The organism is Mycobacterium conspicuum (genome assembly GCF_010730195.1).
In the GTDB taxonomy this organism is placed as follows: domain Bacteria; phylum Actinomycetota; class Actinomycetes; order Mycobacteriales; family Mycobacteriaceae; genus Mycobacterium; species Mycobacterium conspicuum.
In genome coordinates this window covers 1,100,840-1,126,663 of the sequence record NZ_AP022613.1, presented here as the reverse complement: position 1 = coordinate 1,126,663, position 25,824 = coordinate 1,100,840, and the positions used below count along the sequence as shown (strand labels likewise).

Below are 25,824 nucleotides of genomic sequence, written 5' to 3'. Positions count from 1 at the left end.
GTGATCAGTCTGGCCTCGGATGCCATCGTGCGCACCTCCACGGGTGAGGCAACCACGTTCTGGCTGCTGGGCACGCTGGCGGTGATCGGCGCGATCGGTGTGGTGCTGGCGGTCAACGCCGTGTACTCGGCGATGTTCCTGGCGATGACGATGATCATCCTCGCGGTGTTCTACATGATCGAGGACGCGGTGTTCTTGGGTGTCGTTCAGGTCGTGGTGTACACCGGCGCGGTGATGATGCTGTTCTTGTTCGTGCTGATGCTGATCGGCGTGGATTCGGCGGAGTCGCTGAAGGAAACGCTGCGCGGCCAGCGGGCCGCCGCGGTGATCACCGGCATCGGCTTCGGCATCCTGCTGATCGCCGCCATCGGCAACGCGGCGACCGGAGGCTTCGTCGGGCTGACCAACGCCAACTCCAACGGCAACGTCGAGGGTTTGGCGGCCCTGATCTTCTCTCGGTACCTGTGGGCGTTCGAGTTGACCAGCGCGCTGCTGATCACCGCCGCCGTCGGAGCGATGGTGCTGGCCCATCGGGAACGCTTTGAGCGCCGCAAGACGCAGCGGGAGCTGTCCGAGGAGCGCTTCCGCCCGGGCGGCCATCCGACCCCGTTGCCCAGCCCGGGTGTCTATGCCCGCCACAACGCGGTCGACGTGGCGGCGATGCTGCCCGACGGGTCCTACTCGCAGGTGTCGGTGTCGCGGATTCTGCGCAGCCGCGGCTCCGACGGCAAGGCACTCCCCTCCCCCCAGCCTGTCTCAGGAGCACTCGAAAGCGGCGAGTCATGAATCCGGCCAATTACCTGTACCTTTCGGCCCTGCTGTTCACCATCGGGGCCGCCGGCGTGCTGTTGCGGCGCAACGCCATCGTCATGTTCATGTGCGTCGAGCTGATGCTCAACGCCGTCAACCTGGCCTTCGTCACCTTCGCGCGCCTGCACGGCCACCTGGACGGCCAGATGATCGCGTTCTTCACCATGGTGGTGGCCGCGTGCGAGGTCGTCATCGGCCTGGCCATCATCATGACGATTTTCCGTGCCCGCAAATCGGCGTCCGTCGACGACGCGAATCTACTCAAAGGCTAGAAACGCCAACATGACTCAATACAGCTGGCTATTGGTCGCGCTGCCACTGGCGGGTGCCGCCATCTTGCTGTTCGGCGGCCGGCGCACCGACCCATGGGGTCATTGGCTGGGTTGTGCCGCCGCGCTGGGGGCGTTCGGGGTGGGCGCCGCACTGCTGTCCGACCTGCTCGGCCGCAGCGGCGGCGACCGCACCATCCACCAGACCTTGTTCAGCTGGGTGCCGGTCAACCAGCTACAGGTCGACTTCGGCTTGCAGATCGACCAACTGTCGATCTGCTTCGTGCTGTTGATCTCCGGCGTCGGGTCGCTCATCCACATCTACTCGGTCGCCTACATGGCCGAAGACACCGACCGGCGCCGCTTTTTCGGCTACCTCAACCTGTTCCTGGCCTCGATGCTGCTGTTGGTGCTCGCCGACAACTACCTGGTGCTCTACGTCGGTTGGGAGGGCGTCGGCCTGGCCTCCTACCTGCTGATCGGTTTCTGGTATCACAAGCCGACGGCGGCGACGGCCGCCAAGAAGGCCTTCGTGATGAACCGCGTCGGCGACGCGGGCCTCGCCGTCGGCATGTTCGTCATGTTCGCCAACTTCGGCACGCTGTCCTACTCCGGGGTGTTTTCCGCCGCACCCGGCGCCGACCAGGGTGCCCTGACCGCGATCGGGTTGCTGCTGCTGATGGGCGCGTGCGCCAAGTCCGCGCAGGTCCCACTGCAGGCCTGGCTGGGTGACGCCATGGAGGGCCCCACGCCGGTGTCCGCCCTGATCCACGCCGCCACCATGGTGACCGCCGGCGTCTATCTGATCGTGCGCTCCAACTCGCTCTACAACCTGTCGCCCGATGCGCGACTGGGCGTGGTCATCGTCGGCGCCGTCACGCTGCTGTTCGGGGCGTTCATCGGCTGCGCCAAGGACGACATCAAACGCGCACTGGCGGCGTCGACCATGAGCCAGATCGGCTACATGGTGCTGGCCGCCGGGTTGGGCCCGGCCGGCTACGCGTTCGCGATCATGCACCTGTTGACGCACGGCTTCTTCAAGGCCGGGCTGTTCCTCGGGTCCGGCTCGATCATCCACGCCATGCACGAAGAGCAGAACATGCGCCGCTACGGCGGACTGCGCAAGGCCCTGCCGATCACGTTCGTCACGTTCGGGCTCGGCTACCTGGCGATCATCGGGGTGTGGCCGTTCGCCGGCTTCTTCTCCAAGGACGCCATCATCGAGGCGGCGCTGGGCTCCGGCGGCACCCAAGGTTACGTGCTGGGCGGCGCCGCGCTGCTGGGTGCGGGCATCACCGCGTTCTACATGACGCGGGTGATGCTGATGACCTTCTTCGGCGAAAAGCGTTGGGCCCCGGGCAGTCACCCGCACGAGGCACCCGCCCTGATGACCTGGCCGATGATCCTGCTGGCCTTCGGTTCGGTGTTCTCCGGCTTCCTGTTCACCTTCGGTGACTCCCTGCCACGCTGGCTCGAGCCCGTCGTCGGAGTTCGGGAGGAAGCGGCTCACGGCATCCCTGCGGGGGCGGTCAGCGCCGTGGCCCTGGCTGTCGTCGCCGTCGGCGTCCTGGTGGCCTACCGGATGTACGGCGGCAAGGCGGAAATCCCAAGCGTGGCCCCGGTTCGGGTCTCGGTGCTGACGACGGCGGCCCGCAACGACCTGTACGGCGATGCCTTCAACGAGGAGGTGTTCATGCGCTCGGGCGCCGAACTGACCGACGCGCTGGTCGAAGTCGACAACGCCGGGGTGGACGGCTCGGTCAACGCGCTGGCAGCGCTGGTGAGCCGGACCTCGAATCGGCTGCGGGAGATGGAAACCGGCTTCGTGCGCAACTATGCGCTGTCCATGCTGACCGGTGCGGCCCTGGTGGCCGCCGCGATCCTGGCGGTGAAGCTGTGGTGAATTCCCACCTGCCCTGGCTCAGCGTGCTGTGGCTGGTGCCGTTGGCCGCGTCGCTGCTGATCATCCTGCTGCCCCCGTCGCAGCGGCAGCTGGCCAAGTGGACCGGTCTGGTGGCCAGCGTGCTGACGCTCGCGGTGGCGATCGCCGTCACGGTCGGCTTCGACAAACACGGCGCCACCTACCAATTCGTCGAATCCCACCGGTGGATACCGGCTTTCGGCGCCGGCTACACGCTGGGCGTGGACGGCATCGCGGTGATCCTGGTGCTGCTGACCGCCGTGCTGATCCCGCTGCTGCTGGTGGCCGGCTGGAACGACGGCGGCGAACGCGACAACCGGGGCGTGCAGGCCTACGTGGCCTTGACGCTGGCCATCGAGTCGATGGTGCTGATCTCGGTGATCGCGCTGGACGTGCTGCTGTTCTACGTGTTCTTCGAGGCCATGCTGATCCCGATGTACTTCCTCATCGGCGGCTTCGGCAAGGGCTCGCGCCGGTCTCGCGCCGCGGTGAAGTTCCTGCTGTACAACCTGTTCGGCGGCCTGATCATGCTGGCCGCGGTGATCGGGCTGTACGTGGTGACGGCACAGCACGGCTCGGGCACGTTCGACTTCCGCGAAATTGTGACCGGCATCGCGACGGGCCGGTTCGCCGGTGTGGACCCCGCGGTGTTCAAGGCGCTGTTCTTGGGCTTCATGTTCGCGTTCGCGATCAAGGCTCCGCTGTGGCCGCTGCACCGCTGGCTACCCGACGCGTGCGTCGAGGCGACCCCGGCGACCGCGGTGTTGATCACCGCGGTGATGGACAAGGTCGGCACCTTCGGCATGCTGCGCTATTGCCTGCAGCTGTTTCCCGACGCCTCAACGTATTTCCGCCCGCTGATCGTGACGCTGGCGATCATCGGCGTGATCTACGGCGCGATCGTGGCGATCGGCCAGACCGACATGATGCGCCTGATCGCCTACACCTCGATCTCGCACTTCGGGTTCATCATCGCGGGCATCTTCGTGATGACCACGCAGGGCCAAAGCGGTTCGACGCTCTACATGCTCAACCACGGCCTGTCCACGGCGGCCGTCTTCCTGATCGCGGGATTCCTGATCGCCCGGGGCGGCAGCCGGTCCATCGCCGACTACGGCGGCGTGCAAAAGGTGGCGCCCATCCTGGCGGGCACCTTCCTGGTCTCGTCGATGGCGACGCTCTCGCTGCCCGGCCTCGCGCCCTTCGTCAGCGAATTCCTGGTCCTGCTGGGCACTTTCAACCGCTACTGGTTGGCCGCGGCGTTCGGTGCCACCGCTCTGGTGCTCGCGGCGATCTACATGCTGTGGCTCTACCAGCGGATGATGACCGGCCCAGTGGCCAAGCGCAGTGAGGGCATCGTCGACCTGAAGGCACGCGAATTGATTGTGGTGGCGCCGCTTATCGCGCTGTTGTTGATTCTGGGCGTCTACCCCAAACCGCTGCTGGAGGTCATCAACCCCGCGGTGGACCACACCATGACTACCACCGGCCAGCATGATCCCGCGCCACGGGTACCGGTCGGAATTCCCCGGACAGCCGAAGGACCGCACCGATGACCCTGCCGACCCCGAGCGTCGAGTACTTCCTGCTGTGCCCCATCCTGATCGTCTTTTCCGTCGCGGTGGTGGGCGTGCTGGTCGAGGCCTTCGTGCCGCGTTCCGCCCGCTACGGCGCGCAGGTCAGCCTGGCGTTGGGCGGATCGATCGCGGCGTTCATCGCGGTCATCGAGGTCTGGCGGGCGCTTCCCGCTTCGGGTCGTCAAGCGGTGCTGGGCGCCGTGGCCATCGATCGACCTGCCCTGTTCCTGCAGGGAACCCTGCTGCTGGTCACCGTCATGGCCGTCATCTTCATGGCCGAGCGCACGCACACCGCCAACGCCAAAGTCGCTGCGGCCGTGGCCAGTTCGGGGGGATTGGATTCGTTTACCCCGCAGGCCTCCGCGGTGCCCGACAGCGACGCCGAACGCGAGGCGCAGCGGGCGGGAGCGGCGCAGACCGAGCTCTTCCCGCTGGCCATGCTGTCCGTCGGCGGGATGATGGTTTTCCCCGCATCCAACGACCTGTTGACGATGTTCGTCGCGCTGGAGGTCCTGTCGCTTCCGCTCTATCTGATGTGCGGGCTGGCCCGGCATCGCAGGCTGCTGTCGCAGGAATCGGCGATGAAATACTTTCTGCTGGGCGCGTTCTCGTCGGCGTTCTTCCTTTACGGCGTCGCGTTGCTGTACGGCGCGACCGGGACGCTGACCCTGACCGGTGTCCGGGATGCGTTGGCTGCGCACGGCGACACCTCGATGGCGTTGGTCGGCGTGGCGCTGCTGTCGGTCGGACTGCTGTTCAAGGTCGGCGCGGTGCCGTTCCACTCCTGGATTCCCGACGTCTATCAGGGCGCACCGACGCCGGTCACCGGCTTCATGGCGGCGGCCACCAAGGTCGCGGCGTTCGGGGCACTGCTGCGCGTGGTCTACGTCGCGCTGCCGCCGCTGCATGAGCAATGGCGACCGGTGCTGTGGGCGATCGCGATCCTGACCATGGCGGTCGGCACCATCACCGCGGTCAATCAGACCGACGTCAAGCGGATGCTGGCGTATTCTTCGGTCGCCCACGTGGGCTTCATCCTCACCGGTGTCATCGCCGACAACGCGGCGGGCCTGGCGGCGACGCTGTTCTACCTGGTCGCCTACAGCTTCAGCACGGTCGGCGCGTTCGCCATCGTCGGCCTGGTCCGCAACACCGACGGTGAGGAGGACGCCACCCTGTCCCACTGGGCCGGGCTCGGTCAACGCTCTCCCATTGTGGGCGTGATGCTTTCGATGTTTCTGCTGGCTTTTGCCGGCATCCCGCTGACCAGTGGATTCATCAGCAAGTTCTCCGTGTTCAAGGCCGCCGCGCAGGGCGGCGCGGTGCCACTGGTCATCATCGGTGTGATCTCCAGCGCGGTGGCGGCCTACTTCTACGTGCGGGTGATCGTGTCGATGTTCTTCAACGAGGCATCCGACGCCACACCTCAGGTGGTGGCGCCCAGCACGCTGAGCAAGACCGCCATCGCGGTGTGCGCCGTGGTCACCCTGGAGCTGGGCATCCTGCCGCAGCCGGTGCTCGACCTGGCCGACCACGCCGCCCAGCTGCTGCATTAGACCAGCCGCGGTTCGCGGCCCGCGCTCATGAAGTGGACGACGTCGGCGGCTGTTCGGGCAACAGCCGCCGACGCCGAATCTGTGGGCGGTTCAGGAGAATTCGACGATGCCTGTACGATGTCGGCCTCGTGGGAACTTCTGACGGAGCGTCCCTCCCCTAGGCATGACAAATCGACACGACACATACTTTTCCCCCGGGACCGTGCGTGCCCGAAACGCCATCACCCCGCAGATTCGGAGTCTAGCCACAGCTGATCGCTTCGCGTGGCATGAATCGATTTTTTTACAACGAAGTTTGGAATTCAGCGACCCACGAACGGGCGGGTGGCCACGACGTAGATCGCCACGACGGCCAGCGGGGCCGCCAACGGCAGCCACGGCAGCTGCAGCGGGAACGAGGTCGCGACCAGACCGGCGAAACCGAACCCGACGGCCGCGAGAATCGTTGGCCAGTCGGCGATTACAGTATGGGCATATTGGGACACCAGGTAGCCGGCCGCGCACAGCCCCGAGAGGGCCGCGAGCAGATGCGACGGGTCGGCCAGCACGATGGTGAATACCGACAGCAGCACGGCAAGCGTCGCGATCGGCCTGAGGGCGATGCCCACGCCCACCGCGACCGCAGCGACCCCGGCGGCGGCCACCGCCGGTCCATGTGTTCCGACGGCGGCCGAGCCCACCATGGCGAATCCGAATACCGTTGCGAGAAACCGGTTTCCGAGTCGACCGAGCGCTGCCATGCTATCGGCGTCCCCGTACCCGGCGGCCGCGGTTGGGCAGCACGCCCATCGACTGTTCCAAGCCGCGATCCCCCTGCCAGGAAATGACGTCCACCCCGATGGTGGCCATGTCGCGATACATGGCCGACCGCTGCAGCGCCCACATCCGATCCACCAGGGGATCCTGCTCGCCGTCGAATGGGGAGCTGTCGAGAATGTCGACGGCGACCACGACGTGACCGCGTTTGCGGAGGTCGATCAGGGCCAGTGCGAACTCCGTATCCAGCAGGGTGGAGAACGCGATGACGATCGCTCCCGGGGGAACGGCCGCGCGTGGCGCCAGTGTTCCTGTGGTGCTTTCGAATTGATCACCAGCGCCGAGCACGGTGTCGAGCACGCGATAGAACTGGCGCTGCCCGATGTCGGCGCCCAACCATCGCGGCCGGTTGCCGCCGAGGGCGACCATGCCCGCACGGTCACCGTTGCGCAGCGCGGTCTGCACCACCTGCGCGGCGCCCCGCACGATCCGTTCGGTGGCCTCTGTCGCCGGTCCCGGGGGCTGCTGATAGGTGTCGATCAACACGATCACGTCGGCGGCCCGGTCGGTCAGCCGCTGCGTCACGTGCAGTCGGCCGCGGCGGGCGCTCACCGGCCAGTTCACCGCCCGAAGTTGATCGCCCGGCACGTAGGGCCGAATGTCGGCGTATTCGACACCCGGGCCGGTATGCCGGGTGAGATGGGCGCCCAGGCGGTCGAGCAATTCGGTCTGCGGCAGCGATGTCGCCTGCGGCGGCGTCAACGGAAACACGATCACCGTCGCCGTGTCGACGGTCGCCGTCCCGGCCAGCAGCCCACCGCGTGCCGTCACTTCCGTGCGCGCCCGGATTGGGTATCGGCCCCACCGGTGTGCCACCACCGCAACGGCTTTGGCCGGTCCGGGTTGGGTATTTAGAAGTTCGATCTGCATTCCCTCGACGACCTCGATGTCGAGCCGCACCGCCGCCGTGCCGCTCGCCTCGCCCGCCAGGGTGACCCACACCCTCACCCTGACCTGTTCGCCTTCGAAGCATCGCTGCGAATCGGGTTCCGCATGCACCAGGATCTTGGGTACCGGGCGCTGCCAGCTGATCGAGCACAGCACGCCGAGCAGCGGAGCCGCGAACGCGATTAGTTGCCACCGCGCACCGATCACCGCGACGGCCAGCGCCACGCCCACGCAGGTAGCCAACGTCCGGGTCAGGGGTGATGCGCTCCAACGCACCTCGGCTTCGTGGGTTTCGATCACGCCGGACCCTTACCCGGTTCGGGGCACGGGCAGGCGACGCAACAGCTCGCCGACGACATCGGCACCCTGAATCTTTCGCACCCACATCTCCGGACGCAACGTAATCCGGTGGGCGACAGCGGGAACGGCGAGCGCCTTGACGTCTTCGGGGACCACATAGTCCCGGCCGAGTAGCAGGGCACGCGCGCGGGCGAGCTGAACCAAGTCGAGTTCGGCTCGCGGGCTGGCGCCGACGGCGACCTGCGGGTGATGGCGGGTAGCGGTGGCCAGCGACACCACGTAGTTCAGCACGTCGTCGTGCACCGTGACCTGCTCGACCGACTCGCGCATCGCCAGCAGGTCGTGCGCGTCCACCACTTGATTCACCGTCGGCTCGCCCGATCCGCGCTCCAGGCGGCGGCGCAGCATCAAGGTCTCGTCGCTCTCGGAGAGGTATCGCAGTTCCAGCCGGATCGCGAACCGATCCAGCTGCGCCTCGGGTAACGGATAGGTCCCCTCGTACTCGATCGGGTTGTCGGTGGCCAGGACGACGAAAGGCTTGGGCAGCTTGTGCGTTTCGCCGTCGATGCTCACCTGCCCTTCGGCCATCGCCTCCAGCAACGCCGCCTGCGTCTTCGGCGGCGTGCGGTTGATCTCGTCCGCGAGCAGCAGGTTGGTGAAGATGGGTCCTCGCCGGAACGCGAAACGGCCCGACTGCATGTCGTAGACGGTCGAACCGAGCAGGTCCGCCGGCAGCAGATCGGGCGTGAACTGGACCCGGGTGAACTCAAGACCCAACGCGGCGGCAAACGACCGCGCGATCAGCGTCTTGCCGAGGCCGGGCAGATCTTCGATGAGCACGTGGCCCCGCGCCAGCACGGCGGTGAGGATCAGTGTGAGCGCGGAGCGCTTCCCCACCACGGCGCGTTCGATCTCGTCGAGCACGGCCTCGCAGTGGGCGGTGGTCGTTGCAGCGGGCATCGCGGCCGGCAAAGTCATCTCGGGCTGTTCCCTCCGCTCATACCTCTTCCAACCTTTGCAGGATTTCCTCGAACTTCACCCGCCCGGGACCGGGTTCGTGGCCGCCGGTGCGCGCAACATTGTTGGGGTTGACCCAATCCCATAGCTCGGGACCGAAAAGCATTTGACCGCTGGCATGAAAGGTCTTCGGGTCCTTGGCCTGCCCGTGCCCGGTGGCGAGTTCGAACCGTCGTGCCAGCAAGGGACGCAGATGCCGGTCCCAGTCCGCCCGCGTGGAGTCGGACCACCGGATCGTCGTTTCGGTGGTGATCAGCCAGCGGCGCAGCGCATCCCCCAGATCTTCGGGGTCCGGCTCGGCCGCGGACTGCATCCCATGTCCGAGGAAACGACGAATATTGAGCAGCACCAACGCCGCGGCGGCACCCGACGCCGCGAGCACGACGCGTCGGTCATGCAGTATCAGTGCCAACAGTTCGGTGCCAACGATGAGGGAAATACCCAGCGCGACAAGCCTTTTCATGGCACGCTCACCGCGAGTTCGTCGAGGACAAGTTGCAGCACGCGCACCGCCACCTGACGATGTCCCTCGTTCATGACGTGCGGGCTAAACCGCGCCTCCTCGAACAGGTTCACCAGCTGAACGGCGTTATCGGCATGCAGCGCATGGCGATGCACCGCACGGGCCAGCACCTCGGTGGGCGTATCGAAGTCCTGGGGGGCCGCCCCCGGCACGTTGGCGAGTTCACGTTCCATCGCCGCGTAACAGGCGATGATCGCCTCCCGCGGTTCGCGGCTGAGGTCGGCAATTTCCGCGAGCCCGACTTCCGCTGCGCGGACAAGTAACTCCGGATGTTGGGCGGGCGCCTGCCCCGCGACGCCCTCACCGGTGCTGATGCCCTGCGCCGGGCGGCCAAACCGCCGCCTGGTATTGATCACCGCCGCCGCGACGATGATCAGCAGCAGCGGGACCGCGCTCGCAAGCAGGACTCCGATCATGTCCCCGGGATCGTTGTGCGGGTGGGGCGTCGGCGCCGGGACGGTGGGATGCGGCGGCGCCGTCGTAGCCGATTGGGACGGCGGCGGCGCCGGCGCAACCTCGTGCGGCACGAATAGGTGCGCCAGCAGCATCGCGATCACCAACCAGGCCGCGATCACCGCGAACCCGATCAACAGCACCCGCCAGCTCGGCCGACCCCGGCCGCCACCGAGCATGTCGGATACATCGAAGGTGGTGGGCGCCACCGCACGCGGGTCGCGCAGGCGCGCGATGATCGCGACGGTCATCAGGGCGAGCGTCCCGGCCAGGGCCGCGATCACGAACATCATTGCGGCCCGGTTGCCACCCGCGGACGAGAGCGGCGCATGGGCCTGGGCGGGAAGGTAGCCGCGCAGGGCGGCGGCGGCGGCGATCAGCAGCACGATCAGGGCGACGACGCGTCCCGTCGGCTTGTCCATCATCGGCACACCTGCCCGGCATCGGCTTTTTTCATACTGGCACGTCGGAGGCGCCTTATCCACAGTCGGCCGTTCATCCACAGATGGGCGGGCGTGCCTGTTGTGTGCGAACGTATGTTCGATAGTGTTTGGGGCATGGGCTTTGTCAGCGGCGCAGCGGCACGAGAGCGGATGGCTGCTGCCCTGGATGCGATCGACGCCGCCCACGATGCGCTGCGGGAGACGTCTTCGGATCTGGTCGGCAGTTCGTTCCGCGTGCAGGTAGCCGAGCGGCTGGAGACTCAGGAGCGGGTTAACCGCGGTCTGATGTATCGGATCTTCGCCGAGATCGCCGATCCGCCCGACGAGACCGGGTTCGTGCCGGCAGTACGGGACACGTTGTGGGCGCGGCTGCGGATCACTCCGGGGGAGATCACGCGCCGGTTTAAGCTGGCCGCGCGCATTCGACCGCGGCGCTCGCTGACCGGTCCGCCGCTGCCCGCGCCGCTGCCCGAGCTGGCCGCCGCCGTGCAGGCCGGCGACGTCGGCGAGGACCACATCCGGGTTGTGTGCCGCGCCCTGGATGTGCTGCCGGCCAGCGTGGCGCCCGCCGAGGTGGCCAACGCCGAGCGCCGCCTGGTCGAACACGCTGGCCGCGTGGACGCCAAAGTCGTCGAACGACTCGGCCAGCGCATCGCCGACTACCTCAACCCCGACGGTGTGTTCACCGACGCCGACCGCGCCCGCCGCCGCGGCTTGCATTTGGGCCCGCAAGGCCCCGATGACATGTCGCGGATCAGCGGATGGATCGACCCCGAAGCCCGCGCCTACTTCGAAGCCGTCGAGGCCGCCGTACGGCCCGGCCGCCACCAACCCGACGACACCGAGCGCGACCAGCGCACCCCCGCACAACGCTGCCACGACGCCTTCAAACTCGGCATGCACCACGCCATCGCCTCCGGGCAGCTCGGTGTGCACCGCGGCCACCCGGTGACTGTGGTGGTCACCACCACCATGGCCGAGCTCAACCAAGCCGCCCACGCCGTCGCCGACCCCACCATCGCCATGCCCGCACCCGCGCGCACCGGCGGCGGCTCGCGGCTACCCATGCCCGATCTGATCCGCATGGCCGCCAGCGCGATTCACTACCTAGCGGTCTTCGACGACCACACCCAACGCCCGCTGTACCTGGGCCGGCAAAAACGCCTCGCCACCGCCGACCAACGACTCATCTGCCATGCCCGCGACCGCGGCTGCACCCGACCCAACTGCCTGGTGCCCGGCTACCGCTGCGAAGTCCACCACTGCCCAGACTGGGCACACGGCGGCCGCACCGACGCCGACAAACTCTTCTTCGCCTGCGGCTGCGACCACGCCGCCACCAGCCGCGGCGACCTGCACACCCAAATCACCAACACCGGACGCCTCGGCTGGACCACCGGCAACGAACCACCCCAAATCAACCACGCCCACCACCCCGACGAACTCCTCCGCGACGACCCCGACCCCTAGCCGAGTGTGAACGGCCGAAAGCTGCCGTCGAGTACCTCGAGATGACCGATGGTGCGCCCGGTGACCGCGCCCGGGTCCACCAGCGCCAGCCGCACCGCCGCCGCGGCGAACTCCTCCGCGGAGGCGGTCTCGTCGAACTCGCGGGCGTAGTACGCCAGGCCCGGGGTGAGGATCGGTTTCGACGGCGACAGCGCGTTCACCGCGATGTTGTGGTCGGCAAGATCGAACGCGGCGCACTGGGTGAGATGCTCGAGGGCGGCCTTTGAGCCGCCATACCCGGGCAGCACCCCGCCGCTGCGGTCGGCGTAGGGGCCGTCGCCGGGCAACCGCGATGCCACCGACGTGATGTTGATGACCGAACCACCCCCGGCGGCGATCATGTCCGGGCACACCAGCTGCATCAGTTCGTAGGCCGCGAACACCGCGATCTCGAAATGCCGGCGGTAGGCGGCCAGTGGCGTGCTGACGAAGCCCGGCCAGCCGGGCTTGGCGGCGCCGGGCGGCTTCTGCGGCTTAGCGGGTCGTTCGGCACCGGGCACCGGCGGCCGGCCGGGCGCGGTGAACGCCGCATTGTTGATCAGGATTGCGATGGGGCCCAAGGAATCTCGCGCCTCCGAAACCAAGCGGGCGACATCGTCGCGGTCGGTCAGATCGGCGCGCACTGCGACCGCGCGCCCGCCGGCCGCCTCGATATCGGCGACCGTCTCGCCGATGGTCCCGGGCAACCGGTCGTTCCACACCTGTTCGGTGCGCCCGACGACGGCCACCGCCGCGCCCTCGGCCGCCAGCGCCAACGCGATCGCGCGGCCCAGGCCGCGGCTGGCTCCGGTGACGATCGCGACCCGGTCCGCAAGCCGGCCACTCACCGCGTGACCCCGTGCACGACGATCGCGGTGGTCTGATCCACCCACGCGTCGTCGAGCTTTTCGTCCGGGCGCAGCAGCATCCGCAGCATGGTCGCTCCTCCGATCACCTCGAGCAAGCGGTCCGGGTCCACGTCGGGGTGGGCTTGTCCGCGGTCGACGGCCTCCCGCAGCCGCTCCCCCACCGCGGCGAACAGTTCGGCGAATCGAGACATCACCCGCGCATTGAGCTCCGGGTCGGCCGTCATGTCGGCCACCAAGCCGGGCAGCGCGGCGCGCACCACCGGGGTGGTGAACACGTCGCGGGTAGCCTCGATCATCATCCGGATGTCCGCGGCGAAGTCGCCGGCGGGAGCCTCCAGCGCGCTGGGCGCCACCGGGAACGCCGCCTCGTGAACCAGCTCGGCCTTGCTCGACCACCGGCGGTACAGCGCGGATTTGGTGGTTCCGGCTCGCTCGGCGACGGCGGCCAGGCTGAGGTTCGAATAGCCGATCTCCACAAGCAGTTCCGCGGTCGCCGACAGGATGGCCGAGTCGATCCGCGGATCCCGGGGCCGCCCGGCACCGGGGGCCTTGTCAAGGGTGGGTGGGTCTGCTTTCATAACGCTACCTACCGTATCGTAATTGCCTCGAGAAGGAGGCACGTGTGGCCAGTGAACCAACGCTCGACAATGTCGAGAAACTTCAACGCTCTAGTCGCGACGTCACCACCCTGCCGGCGGTCATGTCGAAATGGTTGTCGACCCAACTGCCCGGCGGGGCGATACCAGAGGTCACCGTCGAGAGCGGCGTGGACTCGACCGGCATGTCGTCGGAGACGATCATCTTGACCGCTCGCTGGCAGCAGGACGGGCAGCCGATCGAACAGAAGCTCGTCGCCCGGGTGGCGCCCACCGCCGAGGACGTGCAAGTCTTCCCCACCTACCGCCTCGACCATCAATTCGAGGTGATCCGAAAGGTCGCCGAACTCACCGACGTGCCCGTCCCCCGGGTGCGCTGGATCGAGACCACCGGCGAGGTGCTGGGCACCCCCTTCTTCGTGATGGACTACGTCGACGGTGTGGTGCCGCCCGACGTGATGCCCTATACGTTCGGCGGCAACTGGTTCGCCGATGCCCCGGTCGAACAACAGCGCCAACTGCAGGACGCCACCGTCGAGGTACTGGCCAAGCTGCACTCGATACCCAACGCGGAGAAGACATTCGGCTTTCTCGCCGACGGCCAGTCCGGCGATAGCGCACTGCGCAAAAACTTCAACTGGGCCAAATCCTGGTATGACTTCGCGGTGCCCGACATCGGCCGCTCGCCGCTGATCGAGCGGACTTTGACGTGGCTGCAAGACAATTGGCCGACCGAGGCCGCCGCCCGCGAGCCGGTGCTGCTCTGGGGTGACGCCCGCGTGGGCAACGTGCTGTACCGCGACTTCGCGCCGGTGGCGGTGCTGGACTGGGAGATGGTTGCACTCGGGCCACGTGAGCTCGACGTCGCCTGGATGATCTACGCGCACATGGTCTTTCAGGAACTCACCGGCCTGGCTGGACTACCCGGATTGCCCGACGTCATGCGCGAGGAGGACGTGCGCGCCACCTACCAACGACTCAGCGGAGTCGAAATTGGCGACCTACGTTGGTTTTACGTCTACTCGGGCGTGATGTGGGCATGCGTTTTCATGCGTACCGGTGCGCGACGGGTGCACTTCGGCGAGGTCGAGAAGCCCGATGACGTGGAGTCGCTGTTCTACCACGCGGGATTGATGAAACGTCTTATCGGAGAGGACAACTGATGCCGCATCATCTGGGCCCGCTCGATGAGTACCCGGTACACCAGGTTCCCCAGCCGATCGCGTGGGCCGGATCCTCGGACCGCAACTTCTATGATCGCTCCTATTTCAACGCCCACGACCGGACCGGGAACATCTTTTTGATCAGCGGCATCGGTTATTACCCCAATCTCGGCGTGAAGGACGCGTATGTGCTCATCCGGCGTGGGGACACCCAGACCGCGGTGCACGTATCGGACGCGATCGACCAGGACCGCCTCAACCAGAACGTGATGAGCTACCGCATCGAGGTCGTCGATCCGCTTCGCAAGCTTCGGCTGATCCTCGACGAAACCGAGGGCATCGCAGTCGATCTCACCTGGGAAGGCCTGTTCGACGTCGTGCAGGAGCAACCCCACCTGATGCGGTCCGGCAACCGGGTGACGCTGGACGCGCAGCGGTTCGCCCAGCTGGGCAGCTGGAGCGGCCGCATCTCGATCGACGGCGAGGAAATCACCGTCGATCCCGCGATCTGGATCGGCAGTCGCGACCGGTCGTGGGGCATCCGCCCGATCGGCGAGCCCGAGCCCGCGGGCCGGCCCGCCGACCCGCCGTTCGAGGGCATGTGGTGGCTGTATGTGCCGATCGCGTTCCGGGACTTCGCCATTGTCCTGATCATCCAGGAGGAGCCGGACGGGTTCCGCTCGCTCAACGACTGCACCCGGGTATGGCGCGACGGCCGCGTCGAGCAGCTGGGCTGGCCGCGGGTCAAGATCCACTACCGGTCCGGCACCCGGATTCCCACCGGCGCCACGATCGACGCCACCGCTCCCGACGGCACACCGGTGCACTTCGACGTGGAGTCCAAGCTGCCGGTGCCGATCCACGTCGGTGGCGGATACGGCGGCGATTCGGATTGGCTGCACGGCATGTGGAAGGGCGAGAAGTTCGTCGAGCGGCTGACCTACGACATGACCGACCCGGCGATCATCGGGCGGTCCGGCTTCGGCGTCATCGACCATGTCGGGCGCGCCCTGTGCCGCGACGGCGACGCGGAGCCGGTGGAGGGCTGGGGCCTGTACGAGCACGGCGCGCTGGGCCGCCACGACCCGTCGGGCTTCAAGGACTGGCTAACGGTCGCGCCTTAGCCCGACGACGGCGAGCGCCGGCACGGCGCGAGCTAGGAGTCGGGCCATCGACCCAGCCTGAAGCGCGCGCCGGGATGGTCGGCCGGCAGCAGCGGTCCGGCGCCACCCAGCCGTTCCCGCAACGTGGCACGCGGTACCCGCTCTGGCACCCGCCCACGCCTGCGCAGTTCGGGCACAACGAATTTGGCGAAGTCGGCGAAGGTGCCCGGCGTCGTCACGTAGGCCAGATTGAACCCGTCGACGTCGGCTTCGTCGACCCAGCGCTCGAGTTCGTCGGCCACCTCGATGGGCGAACCCACCAGCACCGGTCCCCGACCGCCGATGCCGATCTCTTCGGCCAATTCCCTTGCGGTCCAGGTGCGTTCGCCGGTGGTGAATGAGGCCAGCGCGGACCGGTTGGCGTCGGTCTCGACGTAGCGCAGCGGATCGTGGTCACCGAGCTCGGCCAGGTCCACCCCGGTCCATCCGCCGAAGAGCGCCAAAGCTCCTGTGGTGCTGACGAATTGGCGATATTCGGCCAGCTTCGCGACGGCCTGTTCATGGGTTTCGGCCACCACCGGGGTGACCATGGTGAAGACCTTGATGGACCGCGGATCGCGGCCCAGCTCGGCGGCCGCCGTCCGCAGGGCCCGCACCGGGCCACGCACGATCTGCGCCGAGGGGCCGGAGATGAAGGCCGCCTCGGCGTGTGCCGCCGCGAACCGGACGCCGCGCGGCGAGGCGCCGGCCTGAAACAGCACCGGGGTGCGCTGCGGTGACGGTTCGCACAGGAACGGACCCGGCACCGAGAAGTAGCGGCCTTTGTGCCCGATGTCATGCACCTTGGCCGGGTCGGTGAACACGCCCCTGGCCGCGTCGCGCACCACCGCGTCGGGTTCCCAGGACGCCTCCCACAGCTTGTAGCACACCTCGAGATACTCGTCGGCGATCTCGTAGCGCTGGTCGTGTGGGATCTGGGCATCCAGGCCGAGATTGCGCGCGGCACTGTCTAAATAGGACGTGACGATGTTCCACGCCACCCGGCCGCCGGTGAGGTGATCCAGCGTCGAGAGCCGGCGTGCCAGCGCGTAGGGCTGCTCGTAGGTTAGCGACAGCGTGATCCCGAACCCCAGGGTCTCGGTCACCGCGGCCATCGCCGAAACCGCCATCGTCGGGTCGTTGACCGGGATCTGCGCGGCATCGGCCACCGCCGCGTCGCGCGAGCCGCCGTACACGTCGTAGACCCCGAGCACGTCGGCCAAGAACAGCGCATCGAAGCCGCCGGCTTCCAGCAGCCGGGCCAGCTCGGTCCAATACCCGAGTTCGCGGTAGCGGTAGCCGTGATCGTCGGGATGCCGCCACAGGCCCGCCGACTGGTGCCCGACGCAGGCCATGTCGAAGGCGTTGAGGTAGATCCTGCTCATGCTCTTTGCTTGCGGCTCAGCGCAATTCGTCGACGATCGCAGCCAGCGTTTCCAGCCCGATCGGCGCCGCCTGATACAGGCACACGGTGTCGGAGACGCCGTCGATGCGGTCACGGATGTGCGCGGCGATCTCCTTCGGGGTGCCACAGGCGGCGATGGTGTGCATCATCTCGTCGTCGATGAGCGAGGCCATCTCCTGCCAGCGGCCCTGCTTGGACATGGCATTGAGTTCGGGCTGCAGATCCTCCCAGCCGTGCGCGGCCAGCACCGGACGGTAGGCCGGGGTCGACCCGTAGAAGGCCAACAGCCGCCGCGTGCCCGCGTCGGCCTGTTCGCGCTCGGCGTCGGTTTCGCCGGCCGACACGATGATCTCGGGCATGATGGCGAACTCCTCGGCCCGCCGGCCGCCGGCCCGCAGCCCTTCGCGCACCGCCGGCATGGTGTGGTGATGCAGGAACCGCTTCGAACCGAACGGCATCACCAGCAGGCCGTCGGCGTGCTCGGCGGTGGCCCGGGTCAGCCTCGGCCCCAGGGCACCGACATAGATCGGTGGCGGACCGTGCGGGTTGGGGCCGGGGTTGAAGGTCGGTGTCATCAGCGTGTGCCGGTAGTACTCGCCGCGAAAGTCCAGCCGTTCCCCGCTGCTCCAGGCCTGGAAAATTGCGCGCAACGCGGCGACGAGCTCGGTCATCCGCTCGACCGGATGGTCGAATTGGGCACCGAACCGTTTCTCGATCTGCGCGCGAACCTGCGTGCCCAGGCCCAAGATGAACCGGCCGCCGCTGAGCAGCTGATGGTCGTTGGCCTGATGCGCCAGGTGTATCGGGTTGCGCGGGAACGCGATTGCCACATTGGTCATCAGACCGAGACCGCCCACCGTGGCGGCCACGGTCAGCGGAGCGAAGACGTCGTGCGGTCCCTCGAAGGTGGCAACGCCACTGGCGCCGGCGTCGCGCAACTCGCGCGCACGCTCGGCGGCATCGGTGAGCCCGTACAGGGCGGTGAAGACTTTAACGGGGTCAGCCTACGGAAGCCGCGCAATGCGGTTGACTAGGGGACGTGGCCAACCCGTCCCGCCCGTCCTGGACCGTCGACGTGGTGGTGGTGGGTGCGGGCTTCGCTGGGCTGACCGCGGCCCGCGAGCTGACCCGATTAGGTCACGACGTGCTGGTGCTGGAGGGGCGCGATCGGGTGGGCGGGCGCTCCTTCACCGGCAGCGTCGCGGGCCTGCCCGCGGACCTGGGCGGCACTTTCGTCGGCCCCACCCAAGACGCCGTCCTGGCCCTGGCGGCCGAACTCGGCATCGCCACCACCCCGACCTACAACGACGGCAAGAACCTGATCCAATGGCGCGGCTGGGCGCGCCCCTACCGAGGCGCAATCCCCAGGCTCTCACTGGTCAGCCTGCTCGACGTCGGTCGGCTGCGCTGGCAGTTCGAACGCCTCGCCCGCACCGTGCCGGTGGCCGCGCCCTGGGATGCGCGGCACGCGCGCAAGCTCGACGCCCTTTCCCTCGGGGGCTGGTTGCGCTCGATCCGCGCCACCGCCTCGTCGCGCGACCTGATGGCCATCATGGCGCGGGTGACGTGGGGATGCGAACCCGACGAGGTGTCGATGCTGCACGCCGTCCGCTACGCCCGCGCGGCCGGCGGGCTGGATCGGCTCCTCGACGTCGAGAACGGCGCCCAGCAGGACCACTTCCCGGGCGGCACCCAACAGATCGCCACCGCGGCCGCCGACGAGCTCCGCGAACTCGGCACACGGGTGGTGCTCAACGCCGCCGTTCGTCGCATCGACCGCCACGGCGGCGGTGTGACGATCACCTGCGATGGCGGTCTGGCCGAGGCGGGCTTCGTCATCGTCGCCATACCGCCCGCGCACCGCACCTTCATCGAGTTCGATCCCCCGCTGCCGCCCGCCCACATCCAGCTCGCCAAACATTGGCCGCAGGGTCGACTGAGCAAGGCCTACGCGGCATATGACACGCCGTTCTGGCGCGCGAACGGGCTTTCCGGTCAGACATTGTCCGACGAGAGCCCGGTATTCATCACCTTCGACGTCAGCCCGCAGGGCGACGACGGACCGGGCATCCTGATGGGGTTCGTCGATGCGCGCGCCTTCGACACGCTGCCGGCCGAGCAGCGCCGCCGTGACGCGCTGCGCTGTTTCGCCGCGCTGTTCGGTGACGAGGCGCTCAAACCCCTCGACTATGTGGACCATCGTTGGGGCGCAGAGGAATTCGCCCCGGGTGGCCCGACGGCCGCGGTTCCGCCGGGGGCCTGGACGCGATACGGGCAGTGGCTCCGCGAGCCGATTGGACCGATCCACTGGGCCGGCACCGAGACCGCAGACGCATGGACCGGCTTCCTGGACGGAGCCGTCAGGTCCGGTCAGCGGGCGGCCGCTGAGGTCAGCAGGCTGCTCTGAGTCGCTATGAGCTGATCCGCCGCATCCCGGCCGTCACCGACTCGACCAGCGACCGCAGGTGGCGGTTCACCTCGTGGGGCTGTTCGAGCATCGCGCAGTGGCCGCCGGGCAGTTCGACGAGACCCACGACGTTGGGTGCGGTGCGCGCGATCCTGCGCGCCTGGCTGATCGGGGTGAGCCGGTCACGTTCGCTGCCGATCACCAGCGTTGGCACGGTCAGACCGTCCAGGCTGAGGTGGTGCTGGCGCAGGGAGTCGACGAGCATCTTGGCGCAACCCCCGCGGCCTCGCGGTGGCGTGTGCACGAAGAGCTCGTAGATCAGCCGCGCGGCGCTCGGGTCCGCCTCGGCCGCGACCGCCAGCATCGCGACCAAATAGCGGGTCGGGATGCGGGCCACCCCCGGGATCGGGAACCCGCCAAAGATGTCGATCAGGCGCCTCCCGGCCATGACCCGGACCGGCGAGAACTCCCGCGGCACCGAAAGCAGCTTCACCTCGCGCAGCAGGTCGCCGGTGGTGGTGTTGACCAGCGCGACGGCGTCGGCGCGCTGGCGAACCTTGTCGCGGTAGTGCTGCGACCAGGCGACGATCGCGATGCCGCCCATCGAGTGCCCGACCAGCACCGCGCGCTCGTGCGGGGCCACCGTCGCCTCCAGCACCGCATCGAGATCGGACGCGAGGTGCTCGAGGCTATAACCACCCCGGCCCGGGACGCCGCTGCGTCCATGCCCCCGATGGTCGAACGCGATCACCCGGTGGTCGGTGGCGAGCTCGGCGATCTGGTAGCCCCAGGCCCGGATGGCGCACGTGATGCCATGCGCCAGCACGATCGGATAACCGTCGGGCGGCCCGAAGATCTCGGTATGCAGCGCGGTGCCGTCCGCCGCGCGGACGGTGAGGCTGTGGCTTGGCGGCAATACGTCGGGCAATCGCTGGGGGGCGCCGGCCCGTGGTTCGTCCAGTACCAACGTTGAAGCACTCATCGCCGCTCCCCCCTCGAAGGCGGCCCCGTTGCCGCTTCTGGTTGGGGCGAGTTTAACGCTCGGTTATCGGGGAACGAGGCGAATCGGCCAAACTCACGCCACCAATTTCAGCACGGCCGTCCAATAAATTTGGTCCGGTGAGACGCTGAATGACCGCCACCGGACAGCGGGCAGTACGCCGCGGCCGAGCTGATGCGCCGATTGGGTTGACGCTCAGTGCTTGCGCTCGCGCACTTTGTAGGTCGACGGCCATGACTTTCGCGACTCGTCCCCGGTCAGCGGGGTTCCCATGCCGCCGACTTTGACGTTGTAGGCCTCCTTGCCCGGACCGACTTCGCGATTGGCGTGTTCCTGGGCCAGGTAATAGAGCTCGTCGATGGTGGCTTCGTCGTACGCGACGAACGAGGTTTCGCGCTCGACGTCGTCGATGCCGGCAAGCATTCGCTCGGGCCCCAACGGCGACGCCAATGCGGCCACGCCGAAGAGCGAAAACGGAATGATCCAGCACAGCAGGTAGGACCACGGCGCCTTGACGTTGACCAGCGCCGGGATCAGCGACGACACCGTCATGGCGGCGAACACGGCGACCCAGAGCCAGCTCAGCACCGTGACCATCCGCCCGAACAGCTCCGTCTTGACCACATCGGCGGGATACTCCGCGGCGGCGTACTCGCGCGCGAACGGCTTGCCGATCAGCACACCGACAAGCGCAACCAAGAAGATCCCCGCGTTGCCCAGCGTCAACCACCACCGCTGCATCGACGAATCATCTAGCACGAATGTCAGCGCGGAGATGACGAAAAGTGCTGCCACGGAACCGATTTGAAGCGCCCCCGCCGGCTGGCCGGCGCCCCGCCCCGACGCAAGTCCCACAAGGGCCCCGACGACGGCCAAGGCGAGCGCGACCACGGCGGCGGCGGTGCAGGGGACGTTACCGACGAGCACCCAATAGACGAGCCAGGGTGTGAACCCAAACAGTATGCCCACGAAGGGCCAGTGTATGAGCGGCTCCGCCGCAGCGGGTGTGGGGGTAGTGGGCGCTTTCAGACCGGCGGTCTGTCATACCGACCATTGGTCGGTTAGACTCGGTTGGTCACCAGGGGGTAGCAATGAACTCATCGGATCAGTCGCAGCGTCGTACCCGGATGTTCGCCCGCGCGTTCGGGCCGTTCTTCACCATCGTCCCGGCCATCGTGGCCGCGCGCGCCACCACGCAAATGCCGGTGCTGCTGCGCGAGTTCGCCGGCGATCCGATGTGGCAATGGGTGTTGGGAGCCGCCTTGCTGTTGTGGGGCAGCGTGATCATCGCGTTTCACCAGTATTGGCGCAGTGTCGCTGCCGTCCTGGTGTCGTTGCTGGGCTGGTTCCTCGCGATCCGCGGGGTGCTGGTCCTGGCCATCCCCGATAGTTACGACTCGGCCGGAAAATCTTTGGCGCAGAACGATATTCCGGTGGTCCGCGCCATGTTCATCGGGGTGGCCCTGATCGGGCTGTACCTGACCTATGTGGGCTGGATCGCAAAACCCAACCGGCGGGAACCGCGGGATGCCGCGGGTCGTTAAACATCCCGATATTCGTCGTGCCGAACTTCTCGATCGCGCCTCGGCACTGTTCGTCCAGCACGGCTACGACAACGTCAGCCTCAACGACCTCATCGCTGCTGCTGGAGTCTCCAAAGGCGCTTTCTACCACTGGTTTTCGTCAAAGGACGAGCTGATCACCGCGCTGGCCGAGCGCGGCGGCCGCGCACAGCTGGCAGCCATCGAAGAGGCGCTCGCCGCGTCTCGGGGCACCGCGCTGGATCGACTCAATGCGTTGCTACGCGCGGGTTTTGACGTCAAGATGCGGTTGGGCGTTGCGGAGCAGCTGGCCGCGATGGTCTCGCTGCTGCGTCCCGAAAACGCCCATCTGTATGGGCGGATCGTCGCGGTGAGCGAGGATCTGGTGCGGCCCCTGCTGGCTCGCGTCATCGCCGACGGAGTGGCAGAGGGCGTGTTTGAGACCTTCGACGCCGATGGGGTCGCGGACATGATTCTGGGCCTGTCGGCACGCGTCAACGCGAACGTCGTTCAGATTGTCGACGCGCCGGATTCCTCGGCCCGAGAGCACGCCATCGATGTCCTGGCCAGCCGGCTCAGGCTGCACGGGTTGGCCGTCGACCGCATCCTCGGGTTGCCCGACGGAAGCGTCACCGTTTTAGATCGCGCGCAAGTCGAAATCATGGTGGGCCGAACAAGCAAGTGATCAAGCAGCTTGGCGTTCAAGCTGTTTCGCGCACGCGGTGAACAGCGAAAGGAAGCTCGCGCGCAGCAACCGGCGGGTCACCGCCTCGAGCACCCTGCCTCCCGCCCAACTCGGGTGGGTGTAGTTAGTCAGCCAATCGACGTGCGTACCGGCGCCCGACGCGGTGAAGGTCAGGGTGCCGCCGTCGTGCTTGAACGACGGGACCGAGCGAATGATGAGGTAGGAGTAGCTGTGCGGCCGGTCGTAGGCCGTGATTTCTTCGCGAAACCACGCACCAATCCCGGCCACCTCCCGCACCGCGCCGACGGCAGGCGCCTGCGAACCCTTGGCCCAGCCGGCGTTGACCACCAACGGGGCGGCCGCCAGGTTGGCCGGGTCGGTCATCCAGTCAAAAACCTTCTCGACCGGTGCGGTGATCGTCTGCTGTATGTGAATTTCGACCATTCCCACATGCTAGGCCGAGCCCGGGCGCGCGCTCCGACGTGCCACGCCAAGGTTCACTTTGCCGAGTCGGCCAGAGGATCCGGGTGGTCTTCGCCCTCGACGCGCATGAGGGCCGCGGAGACGGAATCCACAAGCGACAACCCGTGATTGGTGACGACGCGCGTCAGGCGACGCAGCGCCGCGCCGGCGACGACCTGGCACGACGGTCCGGTCGCCTGGATTTGCTCGTTGAAGGCCGCCAGTGCGCGAAAGCCGGCAATGCCCAAGAAACTCAGCTGGCTGAGGTCGATGACCACAGGAACGTCTGGCCGCGCAAATCGGCGGATCGTTTGACCGACCAGACCGGCATTGGCGGAGTCGATTTCGCCATCGATGCGCAGCACCGTGGCTGCGCGGCGCGCGTGAACGTACAGTTGCGCCCCGGCGCAGTCGATGGAGAAGCGGGACGGCGTGTGTTCGCTTCGCTGCGGAGAGTGCATGTCACGTAAAGCAGTCATGTCGTCGCGCCGTCCGGGGGGTGAGCACAACAAACACACAAGGTGCCCGGTGGCTGGCAAGTCAACAGCCTAGCGGCAACACCCGTTGCCGTCTTCCGAAAATCGTCGGGGACCCACCGCCTTGAGCATCGAAGATCAAGCCAGCCAACGGTTTCCGCTCAAAACGCACCCTCACGAGTCCCAAAAGGTCTTCGTTTGGTGGCTTACGGCGGGTGGTCCGGTTTCGTTTGGCGGCTCGTGTGCCGCGCGTCGGGGCCGCCTTCGCCGGCCGCGCCTTCTTATCCGAAATGCGAAATTGGGCTGGTGTCGGGTACCCGCGCGACCACTGCCGGAATAGGTTGAGCTCGTGCGCGTGCGCGAAGAGGGTGAAGAGTTGGTGCGGCCCATTGCCCGCACCCCCGTGGGAAGCTTCCGCTACACCGTCGCGGGCGACCGCTGGGAATGGTCCGACGAAGCCGCACGCATGCACGGCTACGAACCGGGCACTGTTTGCCCCACGGCCGAATTGGCCGGTCTGCTCGAGCAGTTGCGTCAGCGCGGCTCCCCGGTCAGCAGTCGGCACCGGGTTACCGACACCCACGGGCACGAGCGGCTGGTGATGGTGGTCGCCGACCAGTTCTGCGACGACGGTGGCGCACTCGCCGGCATCACCGGGTTCTGTCTGGATGTCACCGACCAGGTCAACGACGAGATTCAAGCGCAAGTCAGCGAATCGGTGCGGGCCGTCAGTGCGCGCAGGGCGGTCATCAACCAGGCGATGGGCGCGCTGATGCTGCGCTACGGGTTGACCGCGGACTCGGCGTTCCTGCTGCTCGCGAGGTTGTCTCAGGAATCCAACGTCAAGGTGCGCGTCCTCGCCGAGCGCGTGGTGGCCAGCACGGCCGCGCGCGGCAAACTGCCAGACGATGTGGCCGACCGTGCCGGCATCGTGCTGCGGGAGGCCGCGGGGCATCCGCACCCGTAAGTCACTGTCTGAGCGCCGTGTGCGGGCTGTGTCCATAGGTCTGGCGGTACAGGACCGCGAACCGGCCGGTGTGCGCGAAGCCCCAACGCTGGGCGATCTCGGTCACCGTGGCCGATCCATGGCTGGCGGCCCTTAGATCCTGATGTGCGCGGTGCAGCCGGACCCGCCGCAGGTACTCCGTCGGAGTGGTGTCGAGCCGCTGCCGGAACAGGTATTGCACGGCCCTCGGCGTGAGGTGCACGGCGTCGGCGATCTCGTTGACGCCGATATCCCCGGCGGCGTGGCGATGGATGAACGACATCGCGTCTTTGAGTGCTCGCGGCACCGTCGCATCGCTCAGTAAGTCGTCCTCCGCGGTCACGTTGGACGGGTAGCAATCGAGCAGGGCGGCGGCGAGCAAGGGAGCCGCCGCGGCGGCGATCATCGGTTGACCGACGGTGTCTGCCGAAGCCAACGTCGTGGTCACATAGTCCAGCGCTCGGTGCCATGCGCGCACCGCGGCGGGCGAACGCGGTTGCCAGCTGAGGAACTGAATCTGCTGCGGCAACGGCACGCGCCGCTCGGCGGCGGCCTTGTGCAGCACGTCCGCCGCGATGCTCACCACGCCGAACCGGGCGGTGTTCAAGTCCAGCGCGCCCAACGTGCCGTTAGCGACCAATACCGGACACTCCGCCGTCGGTAACGGGCCGTCGGTTACGGTCAGAGATCCCGCGCGAGGCTGGATCACGACGACAGTGTCGGCGGCCGGAATCTCGCAGCGCAGGCGCCCCTCGATCAGCACCTCGTCGAGGGTGATCGACCGGGCCTGGCAGCGCCGGTGATTGACGGCCGAACCCGTCGTGAGCCCGGTGAGCCGCCACCCCGGCGCGTAAGCTCCGCTGAAGAACCGCCGCGCGGCGATCGCGTCGGACGTTCGGAATTGCTCGAACTGGACCGCGACCGAGCCCGGCCCACCGCCTGGGTCCGACTCGTGGGGGCGACGGGGAACGTCCTCGTGCGCCGCCGCGGGTGGCACCTCGGCTGCTGTGTTTTCAGTGACGCTCACCATGG

Annotated in this window: 26 protein-coding genes; 12 read left to right on the top strand and 14 right to left on the bottom strand. The window is 67.5% G+C overall.

Translation table 11 applies throughout. From position 1 onward, the window contains the following. Genes G6N66_RS05395 through nuoN form a run of 5 tightly spaced genes read left to right on the top strand, consistent with a single transcriptional unit; the run spans nt 1 to nt 6,133 of the window. The gene (locus tag G6N66_RS05395) at nt 1–786 is read left to right on the top strand and encodes an NADH-quinone oxidoreductase subunit J (RefSeq protein WP_372515871.1); all 786 of its coding nucleotides are present in this window, start codon (nt 1–3) and stop codon (nt 784–786) included. Further along, complete coding sequence (gene nuoK / locus G6N66_RS05390) at nt 783–1,082, top strand: NADH-quinone oxidoreductase subunit NuoK (protein WP_044510267.1); 300 nt, start codon at nt 783–785, stop codon at nt 1,080–1,082. Before G6N66_RS05395 ends, nuoK begins: the two co-directional genes overlap by 4 nt. A 10-nt stretch (nt 1,083–1,092) precedes the next feature. Continuing rightward, on the top strand, nt 1,093–2,982 hold the full coding sequence (gene nuoL, locus G6N66_RS05385; protein ID WP_085234109.1) for an NADH-quinone oxidoreductase subunit L: 1,890 nt from the start codon (nt 1,093–1,095) through the stop codon (nt 2,980–2,982). After that, nucleotides 2,979–4,556 carry an NADH-quinone oxidoreductase subunit M gene (locus G6N66_RS05380; RefSeq protein WP_085234158.1) on the top strand — a complete coding sequence of 526 codons (1,578 nt, stop codon included), beginning with the start codon at nt 2,979–2,981 and terminating at the stop codon, nt 4,554–4,556. The genes nuoL and G6N66_RS05380 overlap by 4 nt, the downstream gene beginning before the upstream one ends. Beyond that, a complete protein-coding gene (gene nuoN / locus G6N66_RS05375; protein ID WP_085234108.1) occupies nt 4,553–6,133 on the top strand; it encodes an NADH-quinone oxidoreductase subunit NuoN in 1,581 nt (526 codons plus the stop codon). Before G6N66_RS05380 ends, nuoN begins: the two co-directional genes overlap by 4 nt. Nucleotides 6,134–6,435: 302 nt before the next feature. On the opposite strand, the gene G6N66_RS05370 is transcribed toward nuoN, so the two are convergent. The 5 genes from G6N66_RS05370 to G6N66_RS05350 are packed head-to-tail and all read right to left on the bottom strand — an operon-like array spanning nt 6,436 to nt 10,552. Next, nucleotides 6,436–6,873, bottom strand: a complete 438-nt coding sequence (locus G6N66_RS05370) for a hypothetical protein (protein ID WP_085234107.1) — start codon at nt 6,871–6,873, stop codon at nt 6,436–6,438. A 1-nt stretch (nt 6,874) separates the two neighbouring features. Next, complete coding sequence (locus tag G6N66_RS05365) at nt 6,875–8,137, bottom strand: DUF58 domain-containing protein (RefSeq protein WP_085234106.1); 1,263 nt, start codon at nt 8,135–8,137, stop codon at nt 6,875–6,877. Nucleotides 8,138–8,146: 9 nt separating this feature from the next. After that, nucleotides 8,147–9,097: an AAA family ATPase gene (locus tag G6N66_RS05360; protein WP_085234157.1), complete on the bottom strand. Its 951-nt coding sequence runs from the start codon at nt 9,095–9,097 to the stop codon at nt 8,147–8,149. Nucleotides 9,098–9,134: 37 nt separating this feature from the next. After that, on the bottom strand, nt 9,135–9,617 hold the full coding sequence (locus tag G6N66_RS05355) for a hypothetical protein (RefSeq protein ID WP_085234105.1): 483 nt from the start codon (nt 9,615–9,617) through the stop codon (nt 9,135–9,137). Next, nucleotides 9,614–10,552: a DUF4129 domain-containing protein gene (locus tag G6N66_RS05350; RefSeq protein ID WP_085234156.1), complete on the bottom strand. Its 939-nt coding sequence runs from the start codon at nt 10,550–10,552 to the stop codon at nt 9,614–9,616. Before G6N66_RS05350 ends, G6N66_RS05355 begins: the two co-directional genes overlap by 4 nt. Before the next feature lie 135 nt (nt 10,553–10,687). On the opposite strand from G6N66_RS05350, the gene G6N66_RS05345 reads away from it, so the two are divergent. Next, nucleotides 10,688–12,043, top strand: a complete 1,356-nt coding sequence (locus tag G6N66_RS05345) for a 13E12 repeat family protein (RefSeq protein WP_163645784.1) — start codon at nt 10,688–10,690, stop codon at nt 12,041–12,043. Here G6N66_RS05345 and G6N66_RS05340 read toward each other — a convergent pair. Further along, nucleotides 12,040–12,909 carry an SDR family NAD(P)-dependent oxidoreductase gene (locus G6N66_RS05340; protein ID WP_085231937.1) on the bottom strand — a complete coding sequence of 290 codons (870 nt, stop codon included), beginning with the start codon at nt 12,907–12,909 and terminating at the stop codon, nt 12,040–12,042. The two genes, G6N66_RS05345 and G6N66_RS05340, sit on opposite strands and share 4 nt — an antisense overlap. Continuing rightward, on the bottom strand, nt 12,906–13,508 hold the full coding sequence (locus tag G6N66_RS05335) for a TetR/AcrR family transcriptional regulator (protein ID WP_085231938.1): 603 nt from the start codon (nt 13,506–13,508) through the stop codon (nt 12,906–12,908). Before G6N66_RS05335 ends, G6N66_RS05340 begins: the two co-directional genes overlap by 4 nt. A gap of 44 nt (nt 13,509–13,552) precedes the next feature. Between G6N66_RS05335 and G6N66_RS05330 the strand changes: the two genes are divergently transcribed. Together G6N66_RS05330 and G6N66_RS05325 are read left to right on the top strand one after the other, a co-directional pair. Beyond that, complete coding sequence (locus G6N66_RS05330; protein ID WP_085231939.1) at nt 13,553–14,689, top strand: phosphotransferase family protein; 1,137 nt, start codon at nt 13,553–13,555, stop codon at nt 14,687–14,689. Further along, complete coding sequence (locus G6N66_RS05325) at nt 14,689–15,813, top strand: hypothetical protein (RefSeq protein ID WP_085231940.1); 1,125 nt, start codon at nt 14,689–14,691, stop codon at nt 15,811–15,813. Before G6N66_RS05330 ends, G6N66_RS05325 begins: the two co-directional genes overlap by 1 nt. A gap of 32 nt (nt 15,814–15,845) precedes the next feature. On the opposite strand, the gene G6N66_RS05320 is transcribed toward G6N66_RS05325, so the two are convergent. Beyond that, nucleotides 15,846–17,216, bottom strand: coding sequence for an LLM class flavin-dependent oxidoreductase (locus tag G6N66_RS05320; RefSeq protein WP_085231941.1), 1,371 nt, complete (start codon nt 17,214–17,216; stop codon nt 15,846–15,848). Nucleotides 17,217–17,232: 16 nt separating this feature from the next. Continuing rightward, nucleotides 17,233–18,213: a TIGR03617 family F420-dependent LLM class oxidoreductase gene (locus G6N66_RS05315; protein WP_085231942.1), complete on the bottom strand. Its 981-nt coding sequence runs from the start codon at nt 18,211–18,213 to the stop codon at nt 17,233–17,235. Nucleotides 18,214–18,275: 62 nt separating this feature from the next. On the opposite strand from G6N66_RS05315, the gene G6N66_RS05310 reads away from it, so the two are divergent. After that, nucleotides 18,276–19,643: a flavin monoamine oxidase family protein gene (locus G6N66_RS05310; RefSeq protein WP_085231943.1), complete on the top strand. Its 1,368-nt coding sequence runs from the start codon at nt 18,276–18,278 to the stop codon at nt 19,641–19,643. Nucleotides 19,644–19,647: 4 nt separating this feature from the next. On the opposite strand, the gene G6N66_RS05305 is transcribed toward G6N66_RS05310, so the two are convergent. Together G6N66_RS05305 and G6N66_RS05300 are read right to left on the bottom strand one after the other, a co-directional pair. Then, nucleotides 19,648–20,625: an alpha/beta fold hydrolase gene (locus G6N66_RS05305; RefSeq protein ID WP_085231944.1), complete on the bottom strand. Its 978-nt coding sequence runs from the start codon at nt 20,623–20,625 to the stop codon at nt 19,648–19,650. A 213-nt stretch (nt 20,626–20,838) separates the two neighbouring features. After that, nucleotides 20,839–21,612 carry a hypothetical protein gene (locus tag G6N66_RS05300; RefSeq protein ID WP_085231945.1) on the bottom strand — a complete coding sequence of 258 codons (774 nt, stop codon included), beginning with the start codon at nt 21,610–21,612 and terminating at the stop codon, nt 20,839–20,841. 122 nt (nt 21,613–21,734) lie between these two features. Between G6N66_RS05300 and G6N66_RS05295 the strand changes: the two genes are divergently transcribed. Then, a complete protein-coding gene (locus G6N66_RS05295; RefSeq protein WP_085231946.1) occupies nt 21,735–22,187 on the top strand; it encodes a hypothetical protein in 453 nt (150 codons plus the stop codon). Then, nucleotides 22,171–22,869 (top strand): TetR/AcrR family transcriptional regulator, encoded by a 699-nt coding sequence (locus tag G6N66_RS05290; RefSeq protein WP_085231947.1) that lies wholly within the window; start codon nt 22,171–22,173, stop codon nt 22,867–22,869. The genes G6N66_RS05295 and G6N66_RS05290 overlap by 17 nt, the downstream gene beginning before the upstream one ends. Here G6N66_RS05290 and G6N66_RS05285 read toward each other — a convergent pair whose 3' ends face one another. After that, nucleotides 22,870–23,313 (bottom strand): SRPBCC family protein, encoded by a 444-nt coding sequence (locus tag G6N66_RS05285; protein WP_085231948.1) that lies wholly within the window; start codon nt 23,311–23,313, stop codon nt 22,870–22,872. It abuts the gene before it with no gap. 53 nt (nt 23,314–23,366) lie between these two features. Next, the gene (locus tag G6N66_RS05280; protein ID WP_139825108.1) at nt 23,367–23,792 is read right to left on the bottom strand and encodes an STAS domain-containing protein; all 426 of its coding nucleotides are present in this window, start codon (nt 23,790–23,792) and stop codon (nt 23,367–23,369) included. 364 nt (nt 23,793–24,156) lie between these two features. Here G6N66_RS05280 and G6N66_RS05275 point away from each other — a divergent pair, with 364 nt between their 5' ends. Beyond that, entirely contained in the window at nt 24,157–24,774 is a 618-nt protein-coding gene (locus G6N66_RS05275) for an ANTAR domain-containing protein (protein ID WP_232079210.1), read from the top strand. A gap of 1 nt (nt 24,775) precedes the next feature. Here G6N66_RS05275 and G6N66_RS05270 read toward each other — a convergent pair whose 3' ends face one another. Further along, nucleotides 24,776–25,822, bottom strand: a complete 1,047-nt coding sequence (locus G6N66_RS05270; RefSeq protein ID WP_085231950.1) for a helix-turn-helix transcriptional regulator — start codon at nt 25,820–25,822, stop codon at nt 24,776–24,778. Nucleotides 25,823–25,824: the final 2 nt, after the last annotated feature.

Bases quoted from the DNA above. Each gene is read 5' to 3' on its own strand.
- G6N66_RS05350 (WP_085234156.1), bottom strand. From the start codon at position 10,552: ATGGACAAGCCGACGGGACGCGTCGTCGCCCTGATCGTGCTGCTGATC.
- G6N66_RS05285 (WP_085231948.1), bottom strand. From the start codon at position 23,313: ATGGTCGAAATTCACATACAGCAGACGATCACCGCACCGGTCGAGAAG.
- G6N66_RS05305 (WP_085231944.1), bottom strand. From the start codon at position 20,625: ATGAGTGCTTCAACGTTGGTACTGGACGAACCACGGGCCGGCGCCCCC.
- G6N66_RS05270 (WP_085231950.1), bottom strand. From the start codon at position 25,822: ATGGTGAGCGTCACTGAAAACACAGCAGCCGAGGTGCCACCCGCGGCG.
- nuoK (WP_044510267.1), top strand. From the start codon at position 783: ATGAATCCGGCCAATTACCTGTACCTTTCGGCCCTGCTGTTCACCATC.
- nuoN (WP_085234108.1), top strand. From the start codon at position 4,553: ATGACCCTGCCGACCCCGAGCGTCGAGTACTTCCTGCTGTGCCCCATC.
- G6N66_RS05290 (WP_085231947.1), top strand. From the start codon at position 22,171: ATGCCGCGGGTCGTTAAACATCCCGATATTCGTCGTGCCGAACTTCTC.
- G6N66_RS05345 (WP_163645784.1), top strand. From the start codon at position 10,688: ATGGGCTTTGTCAGCGGCGCAGCGGCACGAGAGCGGATGGCTGCTGCC.
- G6N66_RS05280 (WP_139825108.1), bottom strand. From the start codon at position 23,792: ATGCACTCTCCGCAGCGAAGCGAACACACGCCGTCCCGCTTCTCCATC.
- G6N66_RS05355 (WP_085234105.1), bottom strand. From the start codon at position 9,617: ATGAAAAGGCTTGTCGCGCTGGGTATTTCCCTCATCGTTGGCACCGAA.
- G6N66_RS05295 (WP_085231946.1), top strand. From the start codon at position 21,735: ATGAACTCATCGGATCAGTCGCAGCGTCGTACCCGGATGTTCGCCCGC.
- G6N66_RS05335 (WP_085231938.1), bottom strand. From the start codon at position 13,508: ATGAAAGCAGACCCACCCACCCTTGACAAGGCCCCCGGTGCCGGGCGG.
- G6N66_RS05320 (WP_085231941.1), bottom strand. From the start codon at position 17,216: ATGAGCAGGATCTACCTCAACGCCTTCGACATGGCCTGCGTCGGGCAC.
- G6N66_RS05360 (WP_085234157.1), bottom strand. From the start codon at position 9,097: ATGCCCGCTGCAACGACCACCGCCCACTGCGAGGCCGTGCTCGACGAG.
- G6N66_RS05325 (WP_085231940.1), top strand. From the start codon at position 14,689: ATGCCGCATCATCTGGGCCCGCTCGATGAGTACCCGGTACACCAGGTT.
- nuoL (WP_085234109.1), top strand. From the start codon at position 1,093: ATGACTCAATACAGCTGGCTATTGGTCGCGCTGCCACTGGCGGGTGCC.
- G6N66_RS05370 (WP_085234107.1), bottom strand. From the start codon at position 6,873: ATGGCAGCGCTCGGTCGACTCGGAAACCGGTTTCTCGCAACGGTATTC.